The sequence below is a fragment of the Pseudomonas stagnisoli genome (assembly GCF_048595745.1).
Lineage (GTDB): Bacteria > Pseudomonadota > Gammaproteobacteria > Pseudomonadales > Pseudomonadaceae > Aquipseudomonas > Aquipseudomonas alcaligenes_A.
In genome coordinates this window covers 2,718,276-2,741,294 of the sequence record NZ_CP184361.1, presented here as the reverse complement: position 1 = coordinate 2,741,294, position 23,019 = coordinate 2,718,276, and the positions used below count along the sequence as shown (strand labels likewise).

The 23,019-nt window shown below is 65.3% G+C and carries 24 protein-coding genes and 1 pseudogene; 6 read left to right on the top strand and 19 right to left on the bottom strand.

Going from position 1 to position 23,019, the window contains the following annotated elements; genetic code table 11:
* Positions 1–12: 12 nt before the first annotated feature.
* A complete protein-coding gene (locus ACOAPY_RS13170) occupies positions 13–1,296 on the bottom strand; it encodes a CmpA/NrtA family ABC transporter substrate-binding protein (RefSeq protein ID WP_465153547.1) in 1,284 nt (427 codons plus the stop codon).
* Positions 1,297–1,658: 362 nt separating this feature from the next.
* On the bottom strand, positions 1,659–1,970 hold the full coding sequence (locus tag ACOAPY_RS13165) for a hypothetical protein (protein ID WP_061904031.1): 312 nt from the start codon (positions 1,968–1,970) through the stop codon (positions 1,659–1,661).
* 133 nt (positions 1,971–2,103) lie between these two features.
* Between ACOAPY_RS13165 and ACOAPY_RS13160 the strand changes: the two genes are divergently transcribed.
* A complete protein-coding gene (locus tag ACOAPY_RS13160; protein ID WP_076578105.1) occupies positions 2,104–2,490 on the top strand; it encodes a hypothetical protein in 387 nt (128 codons plus the stop codon).
* A 39-nt stretch (positions 2,491–2,529) separates the two neighbouring features.
* Here the strand turns inward: ACOAPY_RS13160 and alaC are convergent, their stop codons facing one another.
* From alaC to acnB, 6 genes and pseudogenes are all read right to left on the bottom strand, one after another.
* Positions 2,530–3,786 (bottom strand): alanine transaminase, encoded by a 1,257-nt coding sequence (gene alaC, locus ACOAPY_RS13155; protein WP_465153546.1) that lies wholly within the window; start codon positions 3,784–3,786, stop codon positions 2,530–2,532.
* Positions 3,787–4,023: 237 nt separating this feature from the next.
* Positions 4,024–5,376, bottom strand: a complete 1,353-nt coding sequence (locus ACOAPY_RS13150; RefSeq protein ID WP_465153545.1) for a pyridoxal phosphate-dependent decarboxylase family protein — start codon at positions 5,374–5,376, stop codon at positions 4,024–4,026.
* 161 nt (positions 5,377–5,537) lie between these two features.
* Positions 5,538–6,116, bottom strand: coding sequence for an ANTAR domain-containing response regulator (locus ACOAPY_RS13145; RefSeq protein WP_076428890.1), 579 nt, complete (start codon positions 6,114–6,116; stop codon positions 5,538–5,540).
* 20 nt (positions 6,117–6,136) lie between these two features.
* Positions 6,137–7,352, bottom strand: a pseudogene (locus ACOAPY_RS13140) (CmpA/NrtA family ABC transporter substrate-binding protein).
* A 184-nt stretch (positions 7,353–7,536) separates the two neighbouring features.
* On the bottom strand, positions 7,537–7,749 hold the full coding sequence (locus ACOAPY_RS13135; protein WP_465153544.1) for a YgdI/YgdR family lipoprotein: 213 nt from the start codon (positions 7,747–7,749) through the stop codon (positions 7,537–7,539).
* A gap of 116 nt (positions 7,750–7,865) precedes the next feature.
* Positions 7,866–10,475 (bottom strand): bifunctional aconitate hydratase 2/2-methylisocitrate dehydratase, encoded by a 2,610-nt coding sequence (gene acnB / locus ACOAPY_RS13130; RefSeq protein WP_076578111.1) that lies wholly within the window; start codon positions 10,473–10,475, stop codon positions 7,866–7,868.
* Between the two features lie 444 nt (positions 10,476–10,919).
* On the opposite strand from acnB, the gene ACOAPY_RS13125 reads away from it, so the two are divergent.
* Positions 10,920–11,396, top strand: a complete 477-nt coding sequence (locus ACOAPY_RS13125; protein ID WP_465153543.1) for a DUF1289 domain-containing protein — start codon at positions 10,920–10,922, stop codon at positions 11,394–11,396.
* Between the two features lie 50 nt (positions 11,397–11,446).
* On the opposite strand, the gene ACOAPY_RS13120 is transcribed toward ACOAPY_RS13125, so the two are convergent.
* Complete coding sequence (locus ACOAPY_RS13120) at positions 11,447–12,310, bottom strand: universal stress protein (RefSeq protein WP_076578115.1); 864 nt, start codon at positions 12,308–12,310, stop codon at positions 11,447–11,449.
* 150 nt (positions 12,311–12,460) lie between these two features.
* Between ACOAPY_RS13120 and ACOAPY_RS13115 the strand changes: the two genes are divergently transcribed.
* A complete protein-coding gene (locus ACOAPY_RS13115; protein WP_256720026.1) occupies positions 12,461–13,069 on the top strand; it encodes a MiaE family protein in 609 nt (202 codons plus the stop codon).
* A 57-nt stretch (positions 13,070–13,126) separates the two neighbouring features.
* Here ACOAPY_RS13115 and ACOAPY_RS13110 read toward each other — a convergent pair whose 3' ends face one another.
* The 3 genes from ACOAPY_RS13110 to pyrC all read right to left on the bottom strand — a co-directional run bounded on the left by ACOAPY_RS13110 (position 13,127) and on the right by pyrC (position 15,247).
* Positions 13,127–13,345: a bacterioferritin-associated ferredoxin gene (locus ACOAPY_RS13110; protein WP_465153542.1), complete on the bottom strand. Its 219-nt coding sequence runs from the start codon at positions 13,343–13,345 to the stop codon at positions 13,127–13,129.
* Positions 13,346–13,529: 184 nt separating this feature from the next.
* Positions 13,530–14,204 carry a ribonuclease T gene (gene rnt / locus ACOAPY_RS13105; protein ID WP_465153541.1) on the bottom strand — a complete coding sequence of 225 codons (675 nt, stop codon included), beginning with the start codon at positions 14,202–14,204 and terminating at the stop codon, positions 13,530–13,532.
* Positions 14,201–15,247: a dihydroorotase gene (gene pyrC / locus ACOAPY_RS13100; RefSeq protein WP_465153540.1), complete on the bottom strand. Its 1,047-nt coding sequence runs from the start codon at positions 15,245–15,247 to the stop codon at positions 14,201–14,203. Before pyrC ends, rnt begins: the two co-directional genes overlap by 4 nt.
* 195 nt (positions 15,248–15,442) lie before the next feature.
* Between pyrC and ACOAPY_RS13095 the strand changes: the two genes are divergently transcribed.
* The 3 genes from ACOAPY_RS13095 to gloA all read left to right on the top strand — a co-directional run bounded on the left by ACOAPY_RS13095 (position 15,443) and on the right by gloA (position 18,162).
* Positions 15,443–16,360 carry a flagellar protein MotY gene (locus ACOAPY_RS13095; RefSeq protein ID WP_465156806.1) on the top strand — a complete coding sequence of 306 codons (918 nt, stop codon included), beginning with the start codon at positions 15,443–15,445 and terminating at the stop codon, positions 16,358–16,360.
* 118 nt (positions 16,361–16,478) lie between these two features.
* On the top strand, positions 16,479–17,696 hold the full coding sequence (locus ACOAPY_RS13090; RefSeq protein ID WP_465153539.1) for an argininosuccinate synthase: 1,218 nt from the start codon (positions 16,479–16,481) through the stop codon (positions 17,694–17,696).
* Between the two features lie 73 nt (positions 17,697–17,769).
* Positions 17,770–18,162 (top strand): lactoylglutathione lyase, encoded by a 393-nt coding sequence (gloA, locus tag ACOAPY_RS13085; protein WP_021699638.1) that lies wholly within the window; start codon positions 17,770–17,772, stop codon positions 18,160–18,162.
* A 54-nt stretch (positions 18,163–18,216) separates the two neighbouring features.
* On the opposite strand, the gene ACOAPY_RS13080 is transcribed toward gloA, so the two are convergent.
* The 7 genes from ACOAPY_RS13080 to ACOAPY_RS13050 form a co-directional block, all read right to left on the bottom strand.
* Complete coding sequence (locus tag ACOAPY_RS13080) at positions 18,217–18,399, bottom strand: PA3496 family putative envelope integrity protein (RefSeq protein ID WP_076578123.1); 183 nt, start codon at positions 18,397–18,399, stop codon at positions 18,217–18,219.
* Between the two features lie 109 nt (positions 18,400–18,508).
* Positions 18,509–19,147 (bottom strand): endonuclease III, encoded by a 639-nt coding sequence (nth, locus tag ACOAPY_RS13075; protein ID WP_021699636.1) that lies wholly within the window; start codon positions 19,145–19,147, stop codon positions 18,509–18,511.
* Positions 19,144–19,698 carry an Rnf-Nqr domain containing protein gene (locus ACOAPY_RS13070; RefSeq protein WP_465153538.1) on the bottom strand — a complete coding sequence of 185 codons (555 nt, stop codon included), beginning with the start codon at positions 19,696–19,698 and terminating at the stop codon, positions 19,144–19,146. The genes nth and ACOAPY_RS13070 overlap by 4 nt, the downstream gene beginning before the upstream one ends.
* Positions 19,695–20,285 (bottom strand): RnfABCDGE type electron transport complex subunit G, encoded by a 591-nt coding sequence (locus ACOAPY_RS13065; RefSeq protein ID WP_465153537.1) that lies wholly within the window; start codon positions 20,283–20,285, stop codon positions 19,695–19,697. Before ACOAPY_RS13065 ends, ACOAPY_RS13070 begins: the two co-directional genes overlap by 4 nt.
* Positions 20,282–21,286: an RnfABCDGE type electron transport complex subunit D gene (locus ACOAPY_RS13060; RefSeq protein ID WP_465153536.1), complete on the bottom strand. Its 1,005-nt coding sequence runs from the start codon at positions 21,284–21,286 to the stop codon at positions 20,282–20,284. Before ACOAPY_RS13060 ends, ACOAPY_RS13065 begins: the two co-directional genes overlap by 4 nt.
* Entirely contained in the window at positions 21,267–22,400 is a 1,134-nt protein-coding gene (gene rsxB, locus ACOAPY_RS13055; protein ID WP_465153535.1) for an electron transport complex subunit RsxB, read from the bottom strand. Before rsxB ends, ACOAPY_RS13060 begins: the two co-directional genes overlap by 20 nt.
* Entirely contained in the window at positions 22,397–22,945 is a 549-nt protein-coding gene (locus tag ACOAPY_RS13050) for an Rnf-Nqr domain containing protein (RefSeq protein WP_465153534.1), read from the bottom strand. Before ACOAPY_RS13050 ends, rsxB begins: the two co-directional genes overlap by 4 nt.
* Positions 22,946–23,019: the final 74 nt, after the last annotated feature.

Here is a 23,019-nt window from a genome sequence, read left to right as displayed (position 1 = left end):
TCACTTACCTCCTCAGGCCTTGATCGCGAATGACGCGGCATAGGCCGCCGGGTTGGAACCGTCCCAGACCTTGCCGTCGATCAGCGTGCTACTGCGCAGCGGGCTGCTTGGCACGGCGATGCCGAGAGCGCCGGCGGCTTCGCTGTAGAGCTTGGTCTGGTTGACCTGGGCGGCCACGGCGGCGTAGTCCGGGTCGTCCTTGAGCAGACCCCAGCGCTTGAACTGGGTGAGGAACCACATGCCGTCGGAGTGGTAGGGGAAGTTGACGCTGCCGTCCTTGCAGAAGGCCATCGGGTTCTTGTCTTCCCAGCTGTTGCCCAGGCCATCTTCATAGTTGCCGAGGAAGCGCTGCTCGATCACCTCGGTCGGCGCGTTGACGTAGGCCTTGCCGGATATCAGCTTGGCGGTGGCCTTCTTGTTCTCCGCGCTGGCTTCGATGAAACGACTGGCGTCGAGCAGGGCCATGACCAGGGCGCGGGCGGTATTGGGGTTCTGCTCGACGAACTCACGGGAGCAGCCGAGCACTTTCTCCGGATGGTCGGCCCAGATCTGCTGGGTGGTGGTGGCGGTGAAACCGATCTTGTCGAAGATCGCCCGTGCGCCCCAGGGTTCGCCGACGCAGAAGCCGTCCATGTTGCCGATGCGCATGTTGGCCACCATCTGGGGCGGCGGCACGGTAATGGTCTTCACGTCGGTGAAGGGGTTGATGCCGTAGTGGGCCAGCCAGTAATACAGCCACATGGCGTGGGTGCCGGTGGGGAAGGTCTGGGCGAAGGTCAGCGGGTTGCCACCCTTTTTGATATGCGCGGCAAGCTGCTCACCGGTAGTGATGCCGGCTTCCTTGAGCTGCTTGGACAGGGTGATGGCCTGACCGTTCTGGTTGAGGCCCATGAGTACCGCCATGTCTTTCTGCGGGCCGGCGATACCGAGCTGGGAGCTGTACATCATGCCGTAGAGCACGTGCGAGGCATCCAGCTCGCCGGTGTTGAGCTTGTCGCGTACGCCGGCCCAGGAGGCCTCCTTGCTCGGGGTGATGGTCAGACCATACTTGGCGGCAAAGCCCTGGGTGGCGGCGACCACCACCGAGGCGCAGTCGGTCAGCGGAATGAAGCCGATCTTCAGTGCGGCTTTTTCCGGGGCGTCGGAGCCGGCGGCATAGGCGGCGCTGCGCAGGAAGCCGGGGGCGGACAGGCCCAGGGCGGCGATGCCGCCGACCGTGCCGGCGATGGCGATGGACTGCTTGAGGAAATTGCGGCGGCTGTTGTCGACCGGTTTTTTCGAATCACGCTCACTCATGGGGTGTTCCTTTTCATGGGCAATAAAAAACGGCGTACGCCAGAACGCCCGATGGGGGAGGGTGTTCTGACGGACGCCGTTGTCCGTGATCCGCGGCTCACCGCCGTTGGTGTGCTGCGCTGGAATCTGACAAGGCCTTTGCAAGGCCCTTGCCAGTTTTCCTTCGCGCTCAGAGAGCGTCGTCGGCAAGACCCTCTCCGATGTCCTTAACTGCCTACAAAAGTCTTTCTGGTCAGTACCTTAGGTGCTTCCAGGGACGGTGCGACTTGGCTGTCGCAGGTGCAGGGCGGTGCAAGCATCTGCACCGTGCGGGGGCCAGGTGTGTGCCAGTGTGAGCGCTTTTGGTTCGGTGCCTCGCCGATTCAGACGCGCTGGCGCTGTGCCTCCTCGACGTACTCCTTGAGCCAGCGCAACACTTCCACTGCCTCCCAGCGGCCTGGATCGAACAGTGCGTAGGCCTGGCCCTGGTAGCCGACCACGTCGACCTGGCGGTGGTAGCCCGCGCGCTGCAGCAGCGCCTCGATCTCGGCGAAACAGGTGTTGAAATGCACTCGCTTGAAGGGCGTCTTGCTGCCGGTGACCAGGCCTTCCAGGCGCAGCTCGTCGACCGTGGCGCGGATGCTCTCCAGCGGCATCTGGTTCACTTTGTTCTTCAGCTGCAGCACGTCCAGCATGGTCGATCTCCTCGGGTTCCAGGGCCGCACAAGAGTAAATGAAAAATACTGTACAAATAAACACTACTGGATAATAGTACAGCTCAAGTGCCGTCGGCGCATCGCAACCGAAGTCGGAACAGGAGTCGCTTATATGCACCACAAGCTGATGACATTTCTGCTGTTGGCCGTGCTGGCGGGTTGTGCCCAGCCGCAACTGGAACAACCCAAGGCCAACGGCGCCTACCTGGTGATCGAGGGCGGCGCGGCCTGGGCCGTGCTGGTGCGCGATGGCAAGCGGATCGAGGAGGCCGGCAGGGTGCTCGACGTGGTCAAGCTGCCGGGGCAGGAATCGAGCATCGCCGCCAGCTACGTGATCGAAACGCCCAACTGCGGACGCCTGCAGTGGTTGACCGAGCGCGGTGGCGAGGGTGAGGTGACACGCCTGGCCCATGGTGCCGGCGAGGCTCTGGAGCGGCCCGGGTGCAGCATTGCCAGCGACCTGTCGCGGGCCTGGACGGCGCTGGATTACTCGGGCTGAAATGAAAAGGCCCCGACTCGTGTCAGGGCCTTGGCCTTCTTACACCGCTGCAGGCTTGGCCTTGTCGGTGGCGCGTTTCGGTTTGGTGGGTGGCGCCTCGAGTAGACCATCGGCGCGGAACATCGCCTTGATGCCGCGGATGGCCTGACGGGTACGGTCCTGGTTCTCGATCAGGGCGAAGCGCACGTGGTCGTCGCCATAGTCGCCGAAGCCCAGGCCCGGCGAGACGCAGACCTTGGCCTCCAGCAACAGCTTCTTGGCGAACTCCAGCGAGCCCATATGGGCATAGGGCTCGGGGATCTTGGCCCAGATGTACATGGAGGCCTTGGGCTTCTCCACCATCCAGCCAGCTTCATGCAGGCCCTTGACCAGCATGTTGCGGCGCTGCCGGTACTGCTCGGCGATATCGCGCACGCACTGCTGGTCGCCTTCCAGGGCGGCGATGGCCGCCACCTGCAGCGGGGTGAAGGTGCCGTAGTCGTGATAGCTCTTGATCCGCGCCAGGGCACTGACCAGTTCCGGATTACCGACCATGAAGCCGATGCGCCAGCCGGCCATGTTGTAGCTCTTGGACAGGGTGAAGAATTCCACCGCAATATCTTTGGCGCCTTCCACCTGCATGATCGACGGGGCTTTCCAGCCGTCGTAGACGATGTCGGCGTAGGCCAGGTCGTGGATCACCAGCACGTCATACTGCTTGGCCAGGGCCACCACCCGCTCGAAGAAGTCCAGCTCCACACACTGCGCGGTGGGGTTGGAGGGGAAGCCGAGGATCATCATCTTCGGTTTCGGAATCGCTTCGCGGATGGCCCGCTCCAGCTCGGCGAAGAAGTCCACGCCCGGCACCAGCGGCACCGAGCGCACCTGAGCGCCGGCAATCACCGCGCCATAGATGTGAATCGGGTAGCTGGGGTTGGGCACCAGTACGGTGTCGCCGTGGTCCAGGGTGGCCAGCATCAGGTGTGCCAGGCCTTCCTTGGAGCCGATGGTGACGATGGCTTCGCTTTCCGGGTCGATCTCCACGTCATAGCGGTCCTTGTACCAGCGAGAGATGGCGCGGCGCAGGCGCGGTATGCCGCGGGAAGTGGAGTAGCCGTGGGTGTCTTCGCGCTGGGCGACCTGCACCAGCTTCTCGACGATATGCGGCGGGGTGGCGCCGTCCGGATTGCCCATGCTGAAGTCGATGATGTCCTCGCCACGGCGGCGGGCGGCCATCTTCAGTTCGGCGGTGATATTGAAAACGTAGGGGGGGAGACGATCGATGCGCGCAAAGCGGCGCTTGGCATTGTCAGCCATGCTGTCCTCGAAGTACGTAAGCGCCCGGAACCGTCCGAGCGACGCAGGCCACCTGCATGTGGCCTGGCGCGAAGATAAGGGTGCGGGCCTGCCGTTGTCCAGAGCAGTTCTGTGGCAATGGGGCGGAGCAGTTGTTGGAACCAGGGACGTGTCTGCACAGCGGGTCGGGTACATGCGGCTCGCTTTGGCTCCCTCTCCCGTTTACGGGAGAGGGCTGGGGAGAGGGGCGTTTCCGCGTCAGAGCTGTCGCTTCAGGCGCAGCAGCAGTTCGGCCAGGGCCTGCACGTCCTCATCCTGGGTACGCCAGGACGACAGGCTGAGGCGGAAGGCCGGGCGGCCTTGCCAGACGGTCGGACCGAACCAGACCTCGCCGGAGGCCTGGGCTGCCTCGCGGATGGCGATGGTCTGCGCATCCGAGTCGCCGCGCACCAGCACCTGGTTGAGCACCGCGCGGTTGAGCACCTGGTAGCCACCGGCGCGCAGCGCCTCGGCCAGCTCGCCGGCCTGGCGGATATGACGGTCGATCATCTCGCGCAGGCCGTCGCGGCCAAGGCTGGCCAGTGCCGCCCAGATCGCCACGCCGCGGGCGCGCCGGGAGAATTCCAGGGTCAGGTTCTTCTGTGCATCCTTGCTTGCCGTGGCGTAGGCGGCATCGCTGTTCATCGCCGCGGCCAGGGCGTCGGCGTCGCGGCAGATGGCCATGGCGCTGTCGTAGGGGGTGTTCAGCCACTTGTGGCCGTCGCTGGTCCAGCTGTCGGCCAGCTCCACGCCCTCGGCCAGGTGTGTCGAGGAGGAAGCTCTGGCCCACAGGCCGAAGGCGCCGTCGACATGTACCCAGGCGCCGGCAGCGCGGGCCCCGGGAATCAGTTCGGCGAAGCGGTCGAACTCGCCGGTGTTGACTTCGCCGGCCTGCAGGATCAGCAGGGTGCGTGCGTCCAGCGCGGGCAGGCGCGCCGGATCGACGCGCCCGTGGGCATCGACCGCGGCGTAGTGCAGGCGGTTCATGCCGAAGCCGAGGATGCGCAGGGCCTTCTTCACCGTGATGTGCGCGGTTTCCGAGAGCACCACGCGGATCTCCGGTGCGCCTATCAGACCGTCGGCATCGAAGTCCCAGCCCAGGCGGGCCAGCAGCGTGCGCCGTGCTGCGGAAAGGCAGGCCAGGGTGCAGGCGGTGGCGCTGGTGCCGAAGCCCACCGCACTTTCGCGGGGCAGGCCGAGCGCCTCGCAGACCCAGCGCCCGGCGACTTTCTCCAGGCGGTCGGCGACCGGCGAGTTGTCGAAGGAGGAAGCGCACTGGTCCCAGGCCAGCACCAGGCGCTCGGCAGCCGCAGCGGCGGGGAGGGTGGCGCCGATGACGAAGCCGAAGTAGCGCGGGCCGTTGCTGGCTACGGTGGCTGGCGAACCAACTTCGTCGAGCTGTTTCAGAACCTGTTCGGGGGCCCGGCCGTGCTCCGGCAGGGCCTGATCGAAGGTGTCCAGTGCAGCAATGGCATCGGCGTCGGGAAACACCCGGCGTGCGGGTGTCTGGTCAAGGTAGGCGAGGGCGCGGCGGTCAGCCTCGGCCAGCAGCTGGCGTTCTTCGGTGGGCATGGCGCTTCCGTGATGGCAGGTGGATGCCCTCACGATAGCCGCAGTGTCTCTGCAGCAGCAGGTACACAGTTGTCTGCAGATGGTCGTACAGTGCGGATCTGCTCCGTCGCAGCGGGAGTAACAGTTGGCTTGCGGGCGGTACAGTTGCACCGCCCGAGGCCTCAGTCGCCGAGCATGTCGTGCATGGCGATGATCTGCTCGGCCACCTGGATCAGCTTCTGCTGGCGACTCATGGCCTGGCGCCGCATCAGGGTGTAGGCGTCTTCCTCGTTGCAGCTCTTCATCTTCATCAGCAGGCCCTTGGCCAACTCGATGCGCTTGCGCTCGGCCAGCTGGGCGTCGCGGGCCTGCAGCTGGGCACGCAGGGCCTGATCGCTCTCGAAGCGGGCCATGGCCACGTCGAGGATCGGCTGCAGGCGCTCGGCCTGGATACCCTCGACGATGTAGGCGCTGACCCCGGACTGGATGGCCTGGCGCATCACCTGCGGGTCGTGCTCGTCGGTGAACATGACGATCGGCCGTGGCTGGTCACGGGTGACCAGCACCACCTGTTCCATTACATCGCGGCCGGGCGATTCGGTGTCGATCAGCACCACGTCGGGGCGCACCGCCTCGACCCGCTCGGGCAGGTCGATGGTCAGGCCGGATTCGTCGATCACCTCGAAGCCGGCTTCGACCAGCGCGCTCTTCAGGCGACCGACCTTTTTCGGCGTATCGTTGATCAGGAGTATGCGTAGCATCTGGCGGTTATCTCGGTCCGTTACAGGGCGATGGCGGCGGCGCCGTTGGCGCGGGCATGAATGGCGAAGGAGCGGGCGTATCCGGCTGGATCGCTGCCGTCCCAGACGCTGCCGTCGAGCAGCGTGGAGGTGCGCATCGGCTGCTCCGGCACCGCGATGCCGAGGGCTTCGGCGGCGCTGCGGTAGAGGTCCAGGCGATGGATGCGGCGGGCGATGCCGAGGTAGTCCGGATCGTCCTTGAGCAGGCCCCAGCGGCGGAACTGGGTGAGGAACCACATGCCGTCGGACAGCCACGGCATGTTCACCTCGCCGCCGGCGAAGAAGCGCAGCGGGTGGGCGTCCAGCCAGGCGTGGCCGAGGCCGTCCTCGTACTGGTCCGAGGAAGCGTGGCTGAATCGCCGAGAGCGGTGCGTCGACGTAGTCGCTGCCACTGATCAGCTGCGCAGTGCCGCGCTTGTTCTCTTCGCTCTCATCGATGAAGCGGCTGGCTTCCAGCACGGCCATGGTCAGAGCGCGGGCGGTGTTGGGGTACTGCTCGGCGAATTCACGGGTCACGCCGAGCACCTTTTCCGGGTGGTCTGCCCAAATGTCCTGGCTGGTGGCCAGGGTGAAGCCCTGGTCTTCCTCGACCGCCAGGGCGCCCCAGGGGCCGCCGGCGCAGAAGCCGTCGATGCGGGCGGCGCGCAGGTGGGCGACCATCTGCGAGGGGGGGACCACCACGGTGCTGACATCCTCCAGCGGATGGATGCCCTGGGCCGCCAGCCAGTAGTACAGCCACATGGCATGGGTGCCGGTGGGGAAGGTCTGGGCAAAGGTGAGCTTTGCGCCACCTTGGTGCACGCGCGCGGCCAATGCCTCGGCGCTGGTCACGCCGGCCTGTTTGAGCGGTTGCGACAGGTTGATGGCCTGGCCGTTCTGGCACAGGCCCATGAGGATGGCCATTTCGGTGGCCGGACCGCCGAGCCCCTGGTCGATGCCGTAGACCTGACCGTAGAGCATCTGCGCGGCATCCAGCTCGCCGCTCAGCAGGCGGTCGCGCAGGCCGGCCCAGGAAGCTTGGCGCTGCAGGTTGAGGGTCAGTCCGTAGGGCTGGGCGAAGCCTTGTGTCGCAGCGACGATCAGCGAGGCGGAGTCTGTCAGGGCCATGAAGCCCAGATTCAGTGCGCTCTTCTCCGGTGCATCGCTGCCGGCGACCCAGGCCAGGGCATCGCTACGGGTATTGCTGGTATCGGTCATCGTGTTTGTTCCGCCGTTGAACAAAAAAGCGTCGCTCACGCGTGCAGCCAGTGCCCGCGGGAAACGACGCCATTGTCTGAGTGCTGTCACCGCCGTTGGTGTCAGCTTGTTGCGATGGACTAAGCAAGCGATGTGCCAGACAAAACTAACCCCGCCGAAGCGGGGTCAGGAGGGCGGCGCGAACTCAGCGTTCCAGCATCTGCTTGACCTGGGTCTGCGGGATCTGCTGCTTGCGTCCCTCACCGTCTTCGAACTCGAGCATGCCGGTGTCTTCGTCCAGTTCCGGCTTGCCGTAGCTGGTGAGCATCTGCCCATCGTTGGTGGTGATGATGTACTCGCTGGCGCAGCCGGTAAGGCTCAGCAGACACAGCGCGGCGATACAGAGGTGGCGTTTCATCGTTTCACTCCCAGTGTGTGGTTATGCGGCACTCTAACCGGGCGCGAGCCCGCCGGGTGCTGCTTTGTGTCAAGAAAAAGCCCCGCACGGGGCGGGGCTTTTTCATTCGGCTAGGCTCAGGCCTGGATGACCGGGATCTTCGCGTTGGCCGCGGCTTCGCGGTACTCGGCGATCTGGTCGAAGCTCAGGTAGCGGTAGATGTCGGCAGCCATGCTGTCGATATCCTTCGCGTAGGCCATGTACTCCTCTACGGTCGGCAGCTTGCCGATGATCGAGGAAACGGCGGCCAGCTCTGCCGAGGCCAGGAAGACGTCAGTGGCGTCGCCCAGGCGGTTCGGGAAGTTACGGGTGGAGGTGGAGACCACGGTGGCACCGGTCTGCACGCGTGCCTGGTTACCCATGCACAGCGAGCAACCCGGCATTTCCATGCGGGCGCCGGCCTTGCCGTAGATGCCGTAGTAGCCTTCCTCGGTCAGCTGGTGCTGGTCCATCTTGGTCGGCGGAGCCAGCCACAGGCGGGTTGGGATACCACCTTTGACCTTGTCCAGCAGCTTGCCGGCAGCGCGGAAGTGACCGATGTTGGTCATGCATGAACCGATGAACACTTCATCGATCTTGCGACCCTGCACGCTGGACAGCAGGCGGGCGTCGTCCGGATCGTTCGGGGCGCACAGGATCGGCTCCTTGACGTCGGCCAGATCGATCTCGATCACGGCGGCGTACTCGGCGTCCTTGTCGGCTTCCAGCAGTTGCGGGTTGGCCAGCCAGGCTTCCATGGCCTGGGCGCGACGCTCCAGGGTACGGGCATCGCCATAACCTTCGCCGATCATCCAGCGCAGCATGGTGATGTTGGACTTCAGGTACTCGGCGATGGCGCTTTCCGGCAGCTTGATGGTGCAACCGGCAGCGGAACGCTCGGCGGAGGCGTCGGACAGCTCGAAAGCCTGCTCGACGGTCAGCTCGTTCAGACCTTCGATCTCGAGGATGCGGCCGGAGAAGATGTTCTTCTTGCCTTTCTTCTCGACGGTCAGCAGGCCGGCCTGGATGGCGTAGTAGGGGATGGCATGGACCAGGTCACGCAGGGTGATGCCCGGTTGCAGCTTGCCCTTGAAGCGCACCAGTACGGATTCCGGCATGTCCAGCGGCATCACGCCGGTGGCGGCGGCGAAGGCCACCAGACCGGAACCGGCCGGGAAGGAGATACCCAGCGGGAAGCGGGTGTGCGAGTCACCACCGGTGCCGACGGTGTCCGGCAGCAGCATGCGGTTCAGCCAGCTGTGGATGATGCCGTCGCCCGGACGCAGGGACACGCCACCGCGGGTCATGATGAAGTCCGGCAGGGTGTGGTGGGTCTTGACGTCGATCGGCTTCGGATAGGCCGCGGTGTGGCAGAAGGACTGCATCACCAGGTCGGCGGAGAAGCCCAGGCAAGCCAGGTCCTTCAGCTCGTCGCGGGTCATCGGGCCGGTGGTGTCCTGGGAGCCGACGGTGGTCATCTTCGGTTCGCAGTAGGTGCCCGGACGCACGCCTTTGCCTTCCGGCAGACCGCAGGCGCGGCCAACCATCTTCTGGGCCAGGGTGAAACCCTTGCCGCTGTCGGCCGGGGATTCCGGCTTCTTGAACAGGGTGGACGGGGCCAGGCCCAGCTCGGCACGCGCCTTCTCGGTCAGGCCGCGGCCGACGATCAGCGGGATACGGCCGCCGGCGCGGACTTCGTCGAGCAGTACGTCGGTCTTCAGCTGGAAGCTGGTGACCAGTTCGTCGCTGCCGTTACGGCGCACTTCGCCCTTGATCGGGTACACGTCGATGACGTCGCCCATGGCCAGGTTGGTGCAGTCGAATTCGATCGGCAGGGCGCCGGCGTCTTCCATGGTGTTGTAGAAGATCGGGGCGATCTTGGTGCCGAAGCAGAAACCACCGGCGCGCTTGTTCGGCACGTAGGGGATATCGTCACCGAAGAACCACAGCACCGAGTTGGTGGCGGACTTACGGGAGGAACCGGTACCGACCACGTCACCGACGTAGGCAACCGGGAAGCCTTTGGCTTTCAGCGCTTCCATCTGCTTGATCGGGCCGACGGAACCCGGCTGATCCGGGTTGATGCCGTCGCGGGCCATTTTCAGCATGGCCAGGGCGTGCAGCGGGATATCCGGGCGGGACCAGGCATCCGGCGCCGGCGACAGGTCGTCGGTGTTGGTTTCGCCGGTGACCTTGAATACGGTCAGGGTGACTTTTTCCGGTACGGCCGGACGCTTGGTGAACCACTCGCCGTCAGCCCAGGACTGCATCACGGCCTTGGCGGCGGCGTTGCCCTTCTTGGCGCGCTCGGCGACGTCGTGGAAGGCGTCGAACATCAGCAGGGTGTGCTTGAGTTGCTCGGCGGCCACTTCGGCCAGCTCGGCGCTGTCCAGCAGCTCGACCATGGTGGCGATGTTGTAGCCGCCCTGCATGGTGCCCAGCAGTTCGACGGCACGCTTCTTGTCGATCAGCGGGGAGCTGGCTTCGCCCTTGGCCAGAGCGGAGAGGAAACCGGCCTTGACGTAGGCGGCCTCGTCCACACCCGGCGGAACACGGTTGGTGATCAGGTCAACGAGGAAGGCTTCTTCGCCAGCCGGCGGGTTCTTCAGCAGCTCGACCAGGCCTGCAGTTTGCTCGGCGTTCAGCGGCTGAGGAACGATCCCCAGAGCGGCGCGCTCTTCTACGTGTTTGCGATAGGCTTCAAGCACAGTTATTACCCTCATCAGTGGTCGCGGCGGCCCGCAACGCTCATCCATAAAACCGTCGCACATTGCGCCGCTGCGCTTTGTGAGCGCACTGGCCGACGTGTCGACAGCCTCATACTAGAAGCTGCTTTCAAAGTTTTACGCCGCAGGAGCGAGGGGGGATGAGGGCTGGCGCAGCCTTGCTGCGCCAACATCGTTCCTGGCGGATAACTGTGCTCGTGACGCTTTGAAAACAGCTTCTGACGGACATCGATGCCTAAAAAGGCGGTCCGATTCTACTGGAACGGGACGCCAAAGTTAAGCGCAAACCCGGATCCAATCGGCCTCTAAGGCTACTGCTTGTCGTTTGTCTGGCAAGTCGACAAAGGTCTGGTTGGTCATGGTGACCCTCCGGGGTGGACTCGCTATCATGGGCCGCCCGTTTCATCGCGTATCTACCAGCAACACATGTCCAGTCAGCGCATCAAGACGCCTTGCGTCGGCCTCTGTTCCACCGTCTACGGCGACCTGGTGTGTCGCGGCTGCAAGCGTTTCCACCATGAAGTGGTGAACTGGAATGCTTACAACGACGAGGAGAAGCGCGCCGTGTGGCGGCGCCTGGAGGTGCTGCTGGTGCAGGTGATGCAGGGCAAGGTCGAGGTGTTCGATCCGCTGCGCCTGCGCGCCCAGCTGGAGCAGCGCCAGGTGCGCTTCGTGCCCGAGCAGTCGGAATACTGCTGGGCCTATCAGCTGATTGCCCGCGCCTCGAGGCTGATCAGTCGCCTGGATGCCTATGGCCTGGTGCTGCTGCCGGAGTTTCGCGACTGGCCGTTGCCGGAGCTGCGCGAGGCCATCGATCGCGAGTTCTTCCTGCTCTCCGAGGCCCATTACGAGCGTTATATCGCACCGCGCTTCCTGCGCGAGGGCATGGAAATCCGAGTCTGACCTGGCACCATGAAAAAAGCCGCCCGAGGGCGGCTTTTTCGTGTGGGCGATCAGCGCTGGGCGACCAGCTCCTCGAGGTGGGCGATGATCTCGTCCGGCTTGAGCACCAGCACGTCGCTTTCCAGGGCGTCCAGCACCACCTCCGCGGTATTGCCGATCAAAGCGCCAGACAGGCCGGTGCGCGCCACGGTGCCGACCACGGTGACCACCGCGGACAGCTTCTGCGCGGTGTAGGGGATCAGTACATCGGCTGGGCCTTCCTCCACATGCAGGCGCTCGTCGCTCACGTCGTATTCGGCCTGGAAGGCCTTGCACTGTGCACGGTAGCGCGCCTCGATGGTTTCCTTGAGCTGGAAGGTCGGGTCGGCTGCGGACAACATGGGCGAGGGGTGTGCGCTGATCACGTGCAGGGTGCCCTTGGCCAGGTTGGCAATGTCGTAGCCGTGGCTGACGATGCCTGAATGCAGGGTGCGGTGCTCGGCATCGCTGTTGCCGACATCGACCGCCGCCAGGATTACGCCGCCGGTCCAGGGATTGTCGGTCTTGACCATCAGCACCGGGCCCGGGCAGTAGCGCAGCAGCTTCCAATCCTCGGGGGTGAGCAGGGCCTTCTTCAGCGGGTTGTCCGGTACGTGCTGCTTGACCACCAGGCCACAGCCCTCGGCCTGCTGCACGGAGATGATGGTCTGGTACAGGCCTTCGTGCCACGCCTGCTGGATGCTGACGCTGAAACCTTCCTCCTGCAGTGCGGCCTGTTGCTGCGCGAGGTAGTCGGCGTGGTCGCCTTTCTTGTCGCAGACCAGCAGGTGCAGATGCGACTGGGTCACTCCGGCGATCAGCTTGGCGCGTTTGAGCGCCAGGCCCTCGGGGTGCTGGGGGTCCATCACCACCAGAATGCTGCGTATGGCTTGCATGAGCGTCTCCCTGTGCTTGAGGTGCTTGAATGCAGCCCACTATAGAGGCGGCCGCTGGCGGCGTCTTGACCTGCATCACGGCATCGCTGGCCCCGCGCGCCTTCATCCGTATAATGGCGCGCCTCGTTACTGCCTGCCAACATTCGCGCCGTGAATACCGAACTCAGCATCCATGACTTTCTTGCCTGCCCGACGCCTGCTGCCTGGGTCGAGGCGGCCCTGGCCGATCAGCAGACGCTGTTGATCGATCACAAGAACAACGAGTTCAAGGCGGCCTCCACGGCCATGGCGCTGATCGCCAAGTACAACCAGGCGCTCGATCTGGTCAATTTCATGTCGCGCCTGGCGCGCGAGGAGCTGGTTCACCACGAGCAGGTGCTGCGCATCATGAAGAAGCGCCGCATCGAGCCGCGCCCGGTGTCCGCTTCGCGTTATGCCTCCGGGCTGCGCAAGCAGGTGCGTAACCATGAGCCGCAGAAACTGGTGGATACCCTGGTGGTGGGCGCCTTCATCGAGGCGCGCAGCTGTGAGCGTTTCGAGGCGCTGGTGCCGCACCTGGACGAGGAGCTGGGCAAGTTCTACGGCGGCTTGCTCAAGTCCGAGGCTCGCCATTTCCAGGGCTATCTCAAGCTGGCCTATCAGTACGGCGAGGCGAGTGATGTCGAGCGCACCGTTGAGCGCGTGCGTGCCACCGAGCGTGAGCTGATCGAGTCGCCGGATCAGGAGTTCCGTTTCCACAGCGGTGTGCCACAGGGTTGAGGTTTTCCTGCGGGCATGAAAAAGCCGGACCTGGGTCCGGCTTTTTTGTGTTCGGGGTCAGGCGGCGACGAAGCTTGCCTGGCCGGCGAGGGCGCTCTGGCTGCTCTGCAGTTCGCCGAGGGTATCGCGCACCACCTGCTTGGCAAGGCAGGCACACTTGCCGCACTGGGTGCCCACGCCGAGGCTGTCGCGCACGTCACGATAGCTGCAGCAGCCTTCGTAGATGGCTTCGCGGATTTGGCCGTCTGTCACACCGTGGCACAGGCAAACGTACATGCTGCAGGCTCTATCGAGTAGGATTACTGTTGGCAGGATACTAATGCTAATGAGAATGCTTGTCAAAGATTGGCGAATTGATTTCACAGCTGCGTGAGTTTCCCTTTGGCCGGCGCTGCGCCTTCTTTCGATGGGGCACAAAAAACCCGGCCTGGGCCGGGTTCTTCATCACGGGGCAGGGGGCTTACTGGTCGAATTCATCCCAGCCGCCCATTTCCTTCCAGCGGTTGACGATGCCGCAGAACAGCTCGGCGGTTTTCTCGGTGTCATAGCGCGCGGAGTGCGCTTCCTTGCCGTCGAAATCGATGCCGGCCGCCTGGCAGGCCTTGGCCAGTACGGTCTGGCCGTAGGCGAGGCCGGCCAGCGTGGCGGTGTCGAAGCTGGAGAAGGGGTGGAAGGGGTTGCGCTTGATGTCGCAACGGGCCACCGCGGCATTCAGAAAGCCGAGGTCGAAGCTGCTGTTGTGACCGACCAGGATGGCGCGCTTGCATCCATTGGCCTTGATCGACTTGCGCAGGCCCCGGAATATCTCGGTCAGCGCCTGCTCCTCGCTCACCGCCTGGCGCAGTGGGTGATCCAGCTTGATGCCGGTGAACTCCAGCGCTGCCTGTTCGATATTGGCGCCCTCGAAGGGCTCGACGCGGAAGAAGTGCGTGTGGTCCGGATAGAGGAAGCCGCCTTCGTCCATGGCGATGGTGGTCGCGGCGATCTCCAGCAGGGCGTCGGTTGCGGCGTTGAAACCGCCGGTCTCGACATCCACCACCACCGGCAGGTAGCCGCGGAAACGCGCGGCCATCGGGTGGCGCGGGCCGGACGGCAGGCTGCCGTCGAGTTCGTCGTCGAAATGTTCCTCGCTCATGCCTGGTCCTCCTGCAGGCGCCAGCGCAGCTTCTCGCCGGCGCGCAGGGGGATCACGACCTGCTCGCCCAGCGGCAACTCGGTCGGACCGACCCAGTCCTCGCGGACCAGGGTGATATGGTCGGTATTGCGCGGCAGGCCGTAGAAGTCCGGGCCATGGCAGCTGGCGAAGCCTTCCAGCTTGTCCAGCGCGTTGCGCTGCTCGAAGGCTTCGGCGTACAGCTCGATGGCAGCATGCGCGGTATAGCAGCCGGCGCAGCCGCAGGCGGCTTCCTTGGCGTGCTTGGCGTGCGGTGCCGAGTCGGTGCCGAGGAAGAACTTCGGATTGCCGCTGGTGGCGGCATCCAGCAGGGCATCCTGATGGGTGTTGCGCTTGAGGATCGGCAGGCAGTAGAAGTGCGGGCGAATGCCGCCGACCAGCATGTGGTTGCGGTTGTACAGCAGGTGGTGGGCGGTGATGGTGGCGCCGACGTTGGCGGGCGCGGCCTTGACGAAGGCAGCGGCGTCGCCGGTGGTGATGTGTTCGAACACCACCTTCAGGGTCGGGAAGCGCTCGACCACGCGGGTCAGGTGCTCATCGATGAAGCGCTTTTCGCGGTCGAACACGTCGACTTCGGCGCGAGTCACCTCGCCATGCACCAGCAGCGGCAGGCCGACCTCGGCCATGGCTTCCAGCACAGGGAAGATGTTGTCGATGCTGGTCACGCCGGAGTCGGAGTTGGTGGTGGCGCCGGCCGGGTAGAGCTTGGCGGCATGCACGAAGCCGCTGGCCTTGGCCGCACGCACATCGTCGGTCGAGGTCTTGTCGGTGAGGTAGAGCACCATCAGCGGCTCGAAGCGGCTGCCGGCCGGGCGAGCAGCCAGGATGCGGGCACGATAGGCATCGGCCTCTTCGGCGGTACGCACCGGCGGCACCAGGTTGGGCATGATGATGGCGCGGGCGAAGGTCCGCGCGACGTCGCGGACGGTGTGCTGCAGGACGGCGCCATCTCGCAGGTGGATATGCCAGTCGTCTGGGCGCAGCAGGGTAAGGCGGTCGGACATGGGAGTTCCCGGCAGGTGAAACGTGGGGCGAATGCTACCAGTTTTGCCAGTGGCCCTGCTGTCGTTTCGTTGTGCCTATCAAGTTTGTTCCGGCGCCGCCGATATGGGCTGTGATAGCCGTTTCTCCCGACGGAGCCGACTTTGCGCCGATCCCCTGCCTTCCTGTTCAGCCTGCTCGCCTGCCTGCCCTGGTGCATGCCGGCCGCGGCCATCACTTTCCAGACGCGCATGGAGAAAGTGGAGTGGAAGGTTGAGGGCGATCAGTTCGAGTGTCGTCTGAGTCAACCCATCGCCGATTTCGGCAGCGGTGAGTTCGTGCGCCGCGCCGGCGAGCAGGCGACTTTCCGGCTCACAGTGCGCGAGCGCTGGCTGGGATCCGGATCGGCGACCCTGCTGGCGGCAGCGGCGCCCTGGCAGCCGGGTCGCGGTGACATCAACCTGGGGGCGTTGGCGGTTGGCAGCGGCCAGGTACCGTTCAACAGCAACCAGGAGCAGGCCGGGCGCCTGCTTTCCGGCCTGATGGAGGGGCGCAGTCCGCTGGTGCGTCATCGCACCCTGCATGGGGGCGACAGCCTGGAAGTGCGCCTGCTGCCGATCCGCTTCAACAAGGCTTATAACGACTACCTCAAGTGCACGGCGGGTCTGCTGCCGGTGAATTTCGACCAGATCCGCCAGACTCAGCTGGGCTTTCCGAACGGCACGCAGCTGGAGCCGCTGGCCCAGGCCAAGCTCGACATCATTCTCGATTTCATCAAGGCCGACCCCAGCGTCAATCGCTTCCAGCTAGACGGCCACTCCGACAGCAGTGGCAATCGTCTGACCAATCGCGATAACTCCAGGCGGCGCGCCCTGGCGGTGGAGGAGTACCTGAGGTCCAGAGGGATTCCTGCCGAGCAGATCGTCGTGCGCTTCCATGGCGAACGCTATCCCTTGGTGAAAAACAGCAGTGAGGCCAACCGCGCGCAGAACCGCCGCGTAACCCTGACGCTGTCACGCGAGCCAGTCGTGACGCCTGAGCCGGCCCCCGCCGCAGCTCCCGCTGCGCCTGCGCCCGAAGCTGCACCGGCCGCCAGTGAGCCTGCTCCCACGGCGGCCCCGGCGGCGAAATCCTGACGTCGCGCCGGCAAATAAAACTGTCGCTTTGTCGCTAGAGTCTGTCGCGCCCCTGTAAATCATTCCACACGGCCGGTAGAATCCCCGGTTTTCCGTACAACCCGTGGAGTTGATTGGCATGGCGGACGTTAAGAAGGTAGTTCTGGCCTATTCCGGTGGCCTGGATACCTCGGTGATCCTCAAGTGGCTGCAAGACACCTATAACTGCGAAGTGGTGACCTTCACCGCCGACCTCGGCCAGGGCGAAGAGGTCGAGCCGGCCCGTGCCAAGGCCCAGGCCATGGGCGTCAAGGAAATCTACATCGACGACCTGCGCGAAGAATTCGTCCGCGACTTCGTCTACCCGATGTTCCGCGCCAACACCATCTACGAAGGCGAGTACCTGCTGGGTACCTCCATCGCTCGCCCGCTGATCGCCAAGCGCCTGATCGAGATCGCCAACGAGACCGGCGCCGACGCCATCTCCCACGGCGCCACCGGCAAGGGCAACGACCAGGTGCGTTTCGAGCTGGGCGCCTATGCGCTGAAGCCGGGTGTCAAGGTGATCGCTCCCTGGCGCGAGTGGGACCTGTTGTCCCGCGAGAAGCTGATGGACTACGCCGAGAAGCATGCCATCCCGATCGAGCGCCACGGCAAGAAGAAGTCGCCGTACTCCATGGACGCCAACCTGCTGCACATCTCCTATGAAGGTGGCGTGCTGGAAGACACCTGGACCGAGCACGAAGAAGACATGTGGAAGTGGACCGTCTCCCCGGAGAAGGCCCCGGACGTCCCGACCTACATCGAGCTGACCTACCGCAAGGGTGACATCGTCGCCATTGACGGTAAGGAAATGACCCCGGCCCAGGTGCTCGCTGAGCTGAACCGCATCGGCGGTGCCAACGGTATCGGTCGCCTCGACATCGTCGAGAACCGCTACGTCGGCATGAAGTCGCGCGGCTGCTACGAGACCCCCGGCGGCACCATCATGCTGCGCGCCCACCGCGCCATCGAGTCGATCACCCTGGACCGCGAAGTGGCCCACCTGAAAGACGAGCTGATGCCCAAGTACGCCAGCCTGATCTACACCGGCTACTGGTGGAGCCCGGAGCGTCTTATGCTGCAGCAGATGATCGACGCCTCGCAGACCAACGTGAACGGTGTGGTGCGCCTGAAACTGTACAAGGGCAACGTCATCGTGGTTGGCCGCAAGTCCGACGACTCGCTGTTCGATGCCAACATCGCGACCTTCGAGGAAGATGGCGGCGCCTACAACCAGGCGGACGCGGCCGGCTTCATCAAGCTCAACGCGCTGCGCATGCGCATCGCCGCCGGCAAGGGCCGCAAGCTGTTCTGATAAGCTGAACACCCGTGCCAGACGAACCCCGGCCACGAGCCGGGGTTCTGTTTTTTACGAAGAGGAAAACCTGATGAGACTGCTGCATACCATGCTGCGCGTCGGCGACATGGACCGCTCCATCGCCTTCTACACCGAAGTGCTGGGCATGACCCTGCTGCGTCGCAAGGACTACCCGGACGGCCAGTTCACCCTGGCGTTCGTCGGCTACGGCAACGAGGCCGAGAACAGCGTGATCGAGCTGACCTACAACTGGGGCGTGGATCAGTACGAGCTGGGCACCGGCTACGGTCACATCGCCCTGGAAGTGGAAGACGTCTACAAGGCCTGCGAGGACATCCGCTCCCGTGGCGGCAAGATCACCCGCGAGCCAGGCCCGATGAAGCATGGCAGCAGCATCCTGGCCTTTGTCGAGGATCCGGACGGTTACAAGATCGAGCTGCTGTCGCCCTCGCGCAACGACTGAGGCCGCGCTGCAACGAAAAAGCCCCGCATCGCGGGGCTTTTTTCTGTTCGGCGTTCAGAGGTCGAAGTCGTAGTCGCTCAGCTGTTTCTTGAGGCGACGTTCCTCGAGCAGGTTGTCGATGATGCGGCGCTTGGTCAGGTTGGTCTTGGCGACTTCCACGGTGCGCTCGCCGGCGTCTTCAACTTCCTCGACGACGAAATCATCTTCGAGTTCGAGTTCTTCTTTGTCAGTGCTCATAAGGGGCCACTCCAGCGTTCGGAATGCTGATGGCGCACCTTATAACCACAAAGCTGGAGCCGGTAAAAAAGATTTTTTCAATCGGAGCCATGTGGGATTCAAAGGCTCGTCAATCGTCTGAAGTCTTGCCCTTGTATTCGCACAGATCCTCGATGCGACAGGCGCCACAGCGCGGTTTGCGTGCCTGGCAGACGTAGCGGCCGTGCAGGATGAGCCAGTGGTGGGCGTCCAGCAGGAACTCCTTGGGCACGAACTTGAGCAGTTTCTTCTCCACCTCCAGCACGTTCTTGCCGGGCGCGATGCCGGTGCGGTTGCTGACCCGGAAGATGTGCGTGTCGACCGCCATGGCCGGCTGGCGAAACGCGGTGTTGAGCACCACGTTGGCGGTCTTGCGGCCGACCCCTGGCAGCGCCTCGAGGTCTTCGCGGTTGTCTGGCACCACACTGCCATGCTTCTCGATCAGCAGGCGGCAGGCCTCGATGACGTTCTTCGCCTTGCTGTTGTACAAGCCAATGGTCTTGATGTACTCGGACAGGCCCTCGACGCCCAGGGCGTAGATCGCCTCCGGGGTGTTGGCCACCGGAAACAGCTTGGCCGTGGCCTTGTTGACGCTGACATCGGTGGCCTGGGCAGACAGTGTCACCGCCACCAGCAGCTCGAAGGGCGTGCTGTAGGCCAGTTCGGTCTTGGGCTCGGGGTTGTCTTCGTGCAGGCGGCGGAAGATCTCAAAGCGCTTGGCGGCGTTCATCGGGCGTCGTCTTGGTTGAGGTGGCAGAGCAGGGCGAATAGCAGGCCAAGCAGGATAAAGCCACCGGCGCTGTGCGTCAGCAGGGGTAGGCTGGCATTCCAGTGCCAGCCCGTGGCGGCCGGGCCGAGCAGCCAGTTGGCGTGGGCGAACAGGCTGCCGTGGCCGAGGACCTCGCGCAGCACACCCATTGCCAGGGCGGTCAGGGCGAACAGCAGGCCTGTCTGGGCAGCACGCTCGATATTGGTGTCGTCGTCGAGTGCCTGGGCCAGGCATGGCAGCGCCAATAATGGCAGGAACAGTGCGAGCGCGTTGGCCAGCTCGGTGCTGAACAGCTGCAGTGCCAGCTCGGCGCAGCTGGCCAGCGTGGCGCCAATCAGCAGCGCGGCGAGCACCAGGCCGTTGCCGCTGAGACGAGCGCGCAGTGGCGCCAGCAACAGGGCACACAGCGGGATCAGCAACAGGCCGGCCAGGCCAATGCCGAGTGCCTTGATCAGCAGGTCGGTACAGCCGATCAGCGGCGCCAGGGTAAGCAGCTGCAGGCCGCGCTTCATGGTTGCGCCTCCAGCAGTTGCTCGCGTTCGGCATCGAAAAAGCGCAGGGCGCGCTGCAATGCATCCGTCACTGCGCGGGAAGTGACGGTGGCGCCGGCGATCTGGTCGATGCGCCCGCCGTCCACGCGCAGGCGCCAGTCTGCACCCAGGCTCTTGCCATCGAGGCTGCGCAGCCAGCTGACCCGCGCGGGTGCCGACAGGTCGGCCAGGCCCGGCGTCTCCTGCTGCTGCAGTACCTTGCTGGCGAGCAGGCGGCCATCCGCGGTGACGGCCACCAGCAACTGGATCGGCCCTTCATAGCCGCGAGCTGACACTGGCAGCAGCACGGCGCTGGGCCTGCCGTTCAGGCTGGCCAGGTAACCCTGTTCGGCGCGGCCATTGCCCAGTAGGCCGCCAGCCGGCAGGGCGATGGGCTGCTGCAGCGGGCGGTTGTCGTAGCTGCCGGCGGGCAGCAGGTCGAGCAGGGCGCGTTCGGCGGCGGCCTGGCGCTGCTGCTCGATGCGCGGTGCGGCGAAATGCTGGAGCAGGGCGAGCAGGCCGGCGCCGAGCAGGGCGATCAGCAGCAGGAGCAAGACGGCACGCTTCATCGCGGCGCTCCCAGGCGGTCAAGGCGGGTGACGCACAGGTTCATCAGCAGCACGGCGAAGGCCAGGCCGTCCGGGTAGCCGCCCCACGTACGGATGACGTAGGTCAGCAGGCCGACGCCGATGCCGAAGTACAGGCGGCCGCGCGGGCTGTCCGGCCCGCTGACCGGCTCGGTGACGATGAAGAAGGCGCCGAGCATGGTCGCGCCGCTGAACAGGTGCAGCAGTGGCGAGCCGTTGGAGTCCGAGCCCGAGCCGTTCCAGCACAGCAGGCTGGCGACGAACAGGGCGCCGAGCATGCCGGCCGGCGCCTGCCAGCGGATCACCCTCTGCTGCAGCAGGAACAGGCCGCCGGCGAGGAAGGCCAGGTTGACCCATTCGACGCCGCGCCCGCCGACGCCACCGAAGGCCGGGTGGCTGGCGAACAGCTCGTCGACGGTCAGGCGGTCGTTGTGGCGCAGGCTGTCGAGCACCGTTGCCTGGCTCCAGCCGTCCGGCAGGCCGGGGCCGAAACCGAAGATCTGCTGCAGCCCGGCCAGCAGGTCGTGGCCACTGCCGGGCGCCGGCCAGTGCACCATCTGCGCGGGAAAGGCGACCAGGGCGAAGGCGTAGCCGAGCATGGCCGGGTTGAATGGGTTGTTGCCGAAGCCGCCGAACAGCGCCTTGCCGAACAGGCTGGCGAAGGCGGCGCTGGCCACAGTCAGCCACCAGGGCGCATAGCTGGGCAGCGCCAGGGCCAGCAGCAGGGCGCTGATCAGGCCGCTGCCTTCGGCCAGTAACGGCTGCTGGAACAGGCTGTGCGGCTTCGGCGTCAGTGGCTGGCCGCGCAGGCGGCGGGTCAGCAGGTCACAGGCGACGCAGGTAGCGATGGCCAGCAGCAGTTGGATCAGCAGGCCCCAGCCGTTGAACCAGAGCAGTGCCAGTGCACCGGGCAGGCAGGCCAGCAGCACCCGCTGCATGCTCGGGCGCGGGTCGAAGCGCAGTTCACTGCTGCTGGTGGTCATGCAGCTGTCGCTCGGCATCCGCCAGGCGCTGGCGGGCCTGCTGCAGGGCTTGCGGGTCGACCGCTGCGGCATTGGCCGTCAGGCGCCGCTCCAGGCGCTGCAGTTCGGCGCGGGCGTAGGCGTGCTCGGTCTTCAGTTCGCGCAGCCTGAGATCCACGGGGTGCTTGTCGGTACGCACCAGCTGGGGCAGTGGCTTGCCACTGGCGTCCTCGGCGGCATGCAGGGCCTGAGCGGCAGCTTCGAGAGTGGAGCGCAGCTTTTGCACAGTCGCTTCGTCGGCGCCCTGGCGGACGGCCTTGTCCAGCTCGGCACGGCGCAGGGCGAACTGGATCTTGGCCTGCTTGAGCGCGGCGATGCCCGCAGTGGGCGCAACGGGCGCCGGCGGCGTGGCTTGATCCAGAGCTTGCTGGGCACGCTCGGCGGCCTGACGCAGCTCCTCCACCTGGCGCTGCAGCTCGGCATTGCCGCGCTGGGCCAGCTGCTTCTCGGCCTTGGCCAGCACCACCTTGGCCATGGCCGCCTCGATCTTCAGGCGCTTGTACTGGTCGTCGCTGGCCGCTGCTGGCTGTGCGACGGGGGCAGGTGGAACCACCGCTGCACGGGCGGCACGCTCGGCTTTGCGCCTGGCTTCGTCACGCGCCAGGCGGGCGAGGTGCGCCTGATGGCGGCGGCGGAACTGGTCGGCGCGCTGGCGCTGGGCCAAGGCTTCGGCGTCGGCCAGCGGCAGAATGTCGATGCAGTCGACCGGGCAGGGCGCCACGCACAGCTCGCAACCGGTGCATTCCGCGCTGATCACCGTATGCATCAGCTTGGCCGCGCCGACGATGGCGTCCACCGGGCAGGCCTGGATGCACTTGGTGCAGCCGATGCACTCGGCCTCGCGAATCAGGGCGATCTGTGGCGGTACGGCGGGCAGCTCCAGCGGCAGCTCCGGCACATCGAGCAGTTGTGCCAGTGCCTGGATGGTGGCGTCGCCGCCGGGCGGACACTTGTTGATTGCCTCGCCGTTGGCGATGCCTTCGGCGTAGGGCTTGCAGCCGGGGTGCCCGCATTTTCCGCATTGAGTCTGCGGCAGCAGGGCGTCGATGGCCTGGATGCTGATCAGTGCGCTCATGCCGCCCCCAGGCCATTGAAACCGAGGAAGGCCAGGCTCATCAGGCCCGCGGCGATCAGCAGCAGCGGTGTACCACGCAAGACGGCCGGTACATCGCACTGCTCGATGCGCCCGAGCAGGTCGCTCATCAGTTGCAGCACCAGCCAGAAGCCCAGGCCGCCGCCGATACCCAGCGCCAGCGCGGCAGAGAAGCTCTCCAGCGACCGGGCCAGAACGGCGGCGCCCAGGCCATTACCCAGCAGCAATGGCCATAGCTGGGGCTGGGCCAGGTCGGGGCGCCAGCGTGCCAGCAGGGTCAGGGCCGACCCGCCGAGCACGGCCAGCAGCGGTATGCACAGCAACAGGTGCAGGTAGGCCAGGTCGACCGCCTGCAGCAGTTGCTGCAATACCCAGGCGCCAGGTGCGGCGAACAGGATCAGCAAGGCGACGGCCGGCCCCAGCGCCTGCGCGCGGGTGTGGCGCAGGGCATCGGCGGCCAGCGGCAGGCCGAGGATCAGATTGCTGACCAGCGCTGCGCCGATCAGGGCGAGGAGGAAGTCGGTCATGCGCGTGGCTGAGCGATCACAAAAAAGGTTGCCTATTATCCCGGCGCAGGCAGGGCGCTACAACCGCAGGGTCT

What these genes read in the sequence shown, in the direction of transcription:
- ACOAPY_RS13170 (WP_465153547.1), bottom strand. Translation starts at nt 1,296, where the DNA reads ATGAGTGAGCGTGATTCGAAAAAACCGGTCGACAACAGCCGCCGCAAT.
- ACOAPY_RS13165 (WP_061904031.1), bottom strand. Translation starts at nt 1,970, where the DNA reads ATGCTGGACGTGCTGCAGCTGAAGAACAAAGTGAACCAGATGCCGCTG.
- ACOAPY_RS13160 (WP_076578105.1), top strand. Translation starts at nt 2,104, where the DNA reads ATGCACCACAAGCTGATGACATTTCTGCTGTTGGCCGTGCTGGCGGGT.
- alaC (WP_465153546.1), bottom strand. Translation starts at nt 3,786, where the DNA reads ATGGCTGACAATGCCAAGCGCCGCTTTGCGCGCATCGATCGTCTCCCC.
- ACOAPY_RS13150 (WP_465153545.1), bottom strand. Translation starts at nt 5,376, where the DNA reads ATGCCCACCGAAGAACGCCAGCTGCTGGCCGAGGCTGACCGCCGCGCC.
- ACOAPY_RS13145 (WP_076428890.1), bottom strand. Translation starts at nt 6,116, where the DNA reads ATGCTACGCATACTCCTGATCAACGATACGCCGAAAAAGGTCGGTCGC.
- ACOAPY_RS13135 (WP_465153544.1), bottom strand. Translation starts at nt 7,749, where the DNA reads ATGAAACGCCACCTCTGTATCGCCGCGCTGTGTCTGCTGAGCCTTACC.
- ACOAPY_RS13125 (WP_465153543.1), top strand. Translation starts at nt 10,920, where the DNA reads ATGTCCAGTCAGCGCATCAAGACGCCTTGCGTCGGCCTCTGTTCCACC.
- ACOAPY_RS13120 (WP_076578115.1), bottom strand. Translation starts at nt 12,310, where the DNA reads ATGCAAGCCATACGCAGCATTCTGGTGGTGATGGACCCCCAGCACCCC.
- ACOAPY_RS13110 (WP_465153542.1), bottom strand. Translation starts at nt 13,345, where the DNA reads ATGTACGTTTGCCTGTGCCACGGTGTGACAGACGGCCAAATCCGCGAA.
- rnt (WP_465153541.1), bottom strand. Translation starts at nt 14,204, where the DNA reads ATGAGCGAGGAACATTTCGACGACGAACTCGACGGCAGCCTGCCGTCC.
- pyrC (WP_465153540.1), bottom strand. Translation starts at nt 15,247, where the DNA reads ATGTCCGACCGCCTTACCCTGCTGCGCCCAGACGACTGGCATATCCAC.
- ACOAPY_RS13095 (WP_465156806.1), top strand. Translation starts at nt 15,443, where the DNA reads ATGCCGGCCGCGGCCATCACTTTCCAGACGCGCATGGAGAAAGTGGAG.
- ACOAPY_RS13090 (WP_465153539.1), top strand. Translation starts at nt 16,479, where the DNA reads ATGGCGGACGTTAAGAAGGTAGTTCTGGCCTATTCCGGTGGCCTGGAT.
- gloA (WP_021699638.1), top strand. Translation starts at nt 17,770, where the DNA reads ATGAGACTGCTGCATACCATGCTGCGCGTCGGCGACATGGACCGCTCC.
- ACOAPY_RS13080 (WP_076578123.1), bottom strand. Translation starts at nt 18,399, where the DNA reads ATGAGCACTGACAAAGAAGAACTCGAACTCGAAGATGATTTCGTCGTC.
- nth (WP_021699636.1), bottom strand. Translation starts at nt 19,147, where the DNA reads ATGAACGCCGCCAAGCGCTTTGAGATCTTCCGCCGCCTGCACGAAGAC.
- ACOAPY_RS13070 (WP_465153538.1), bottom strand. Translation starts at nt 19,698, where the DNA reads ATGAAGCGCGGCCTGCAGCTGCTTACCCTGGCGCCGCTGATCGGCTGT.
- ACOAPY_RS13065 (WP_465153537.1), bottom strand. Translation starts at nt 20,285, where the DNA reads ATGAAGCGTGCCGTCTTGCTCCTGCTGCTGATCGCCCTGCTCGGCGCC.
- ACOAPY_RS13060 (WP_465153536.1), bottom strand. Translation starts at nt 21,286, where the DNA reads ATGACCACCAGCAGCAGTGAACTGCGCTTCGACCCGCGCCCGAGCATG.
- rsxB (WP_465153535.1), bottom strand. Translation starts at nt 22,400, where the DNA reads ATGAGCGCACTGATCAGCATCCAGGCCATCGACGCCCTGCTGCCGCAG.
- ACOAPY_RS13050 (WP_465153534.1), bottom strand. Translation starts at nt 22,945, where the DNA reads ATGACCGACTTCCTCCTCGCCCTGATCGGCGCAGCGCTGGTCAGCAAT.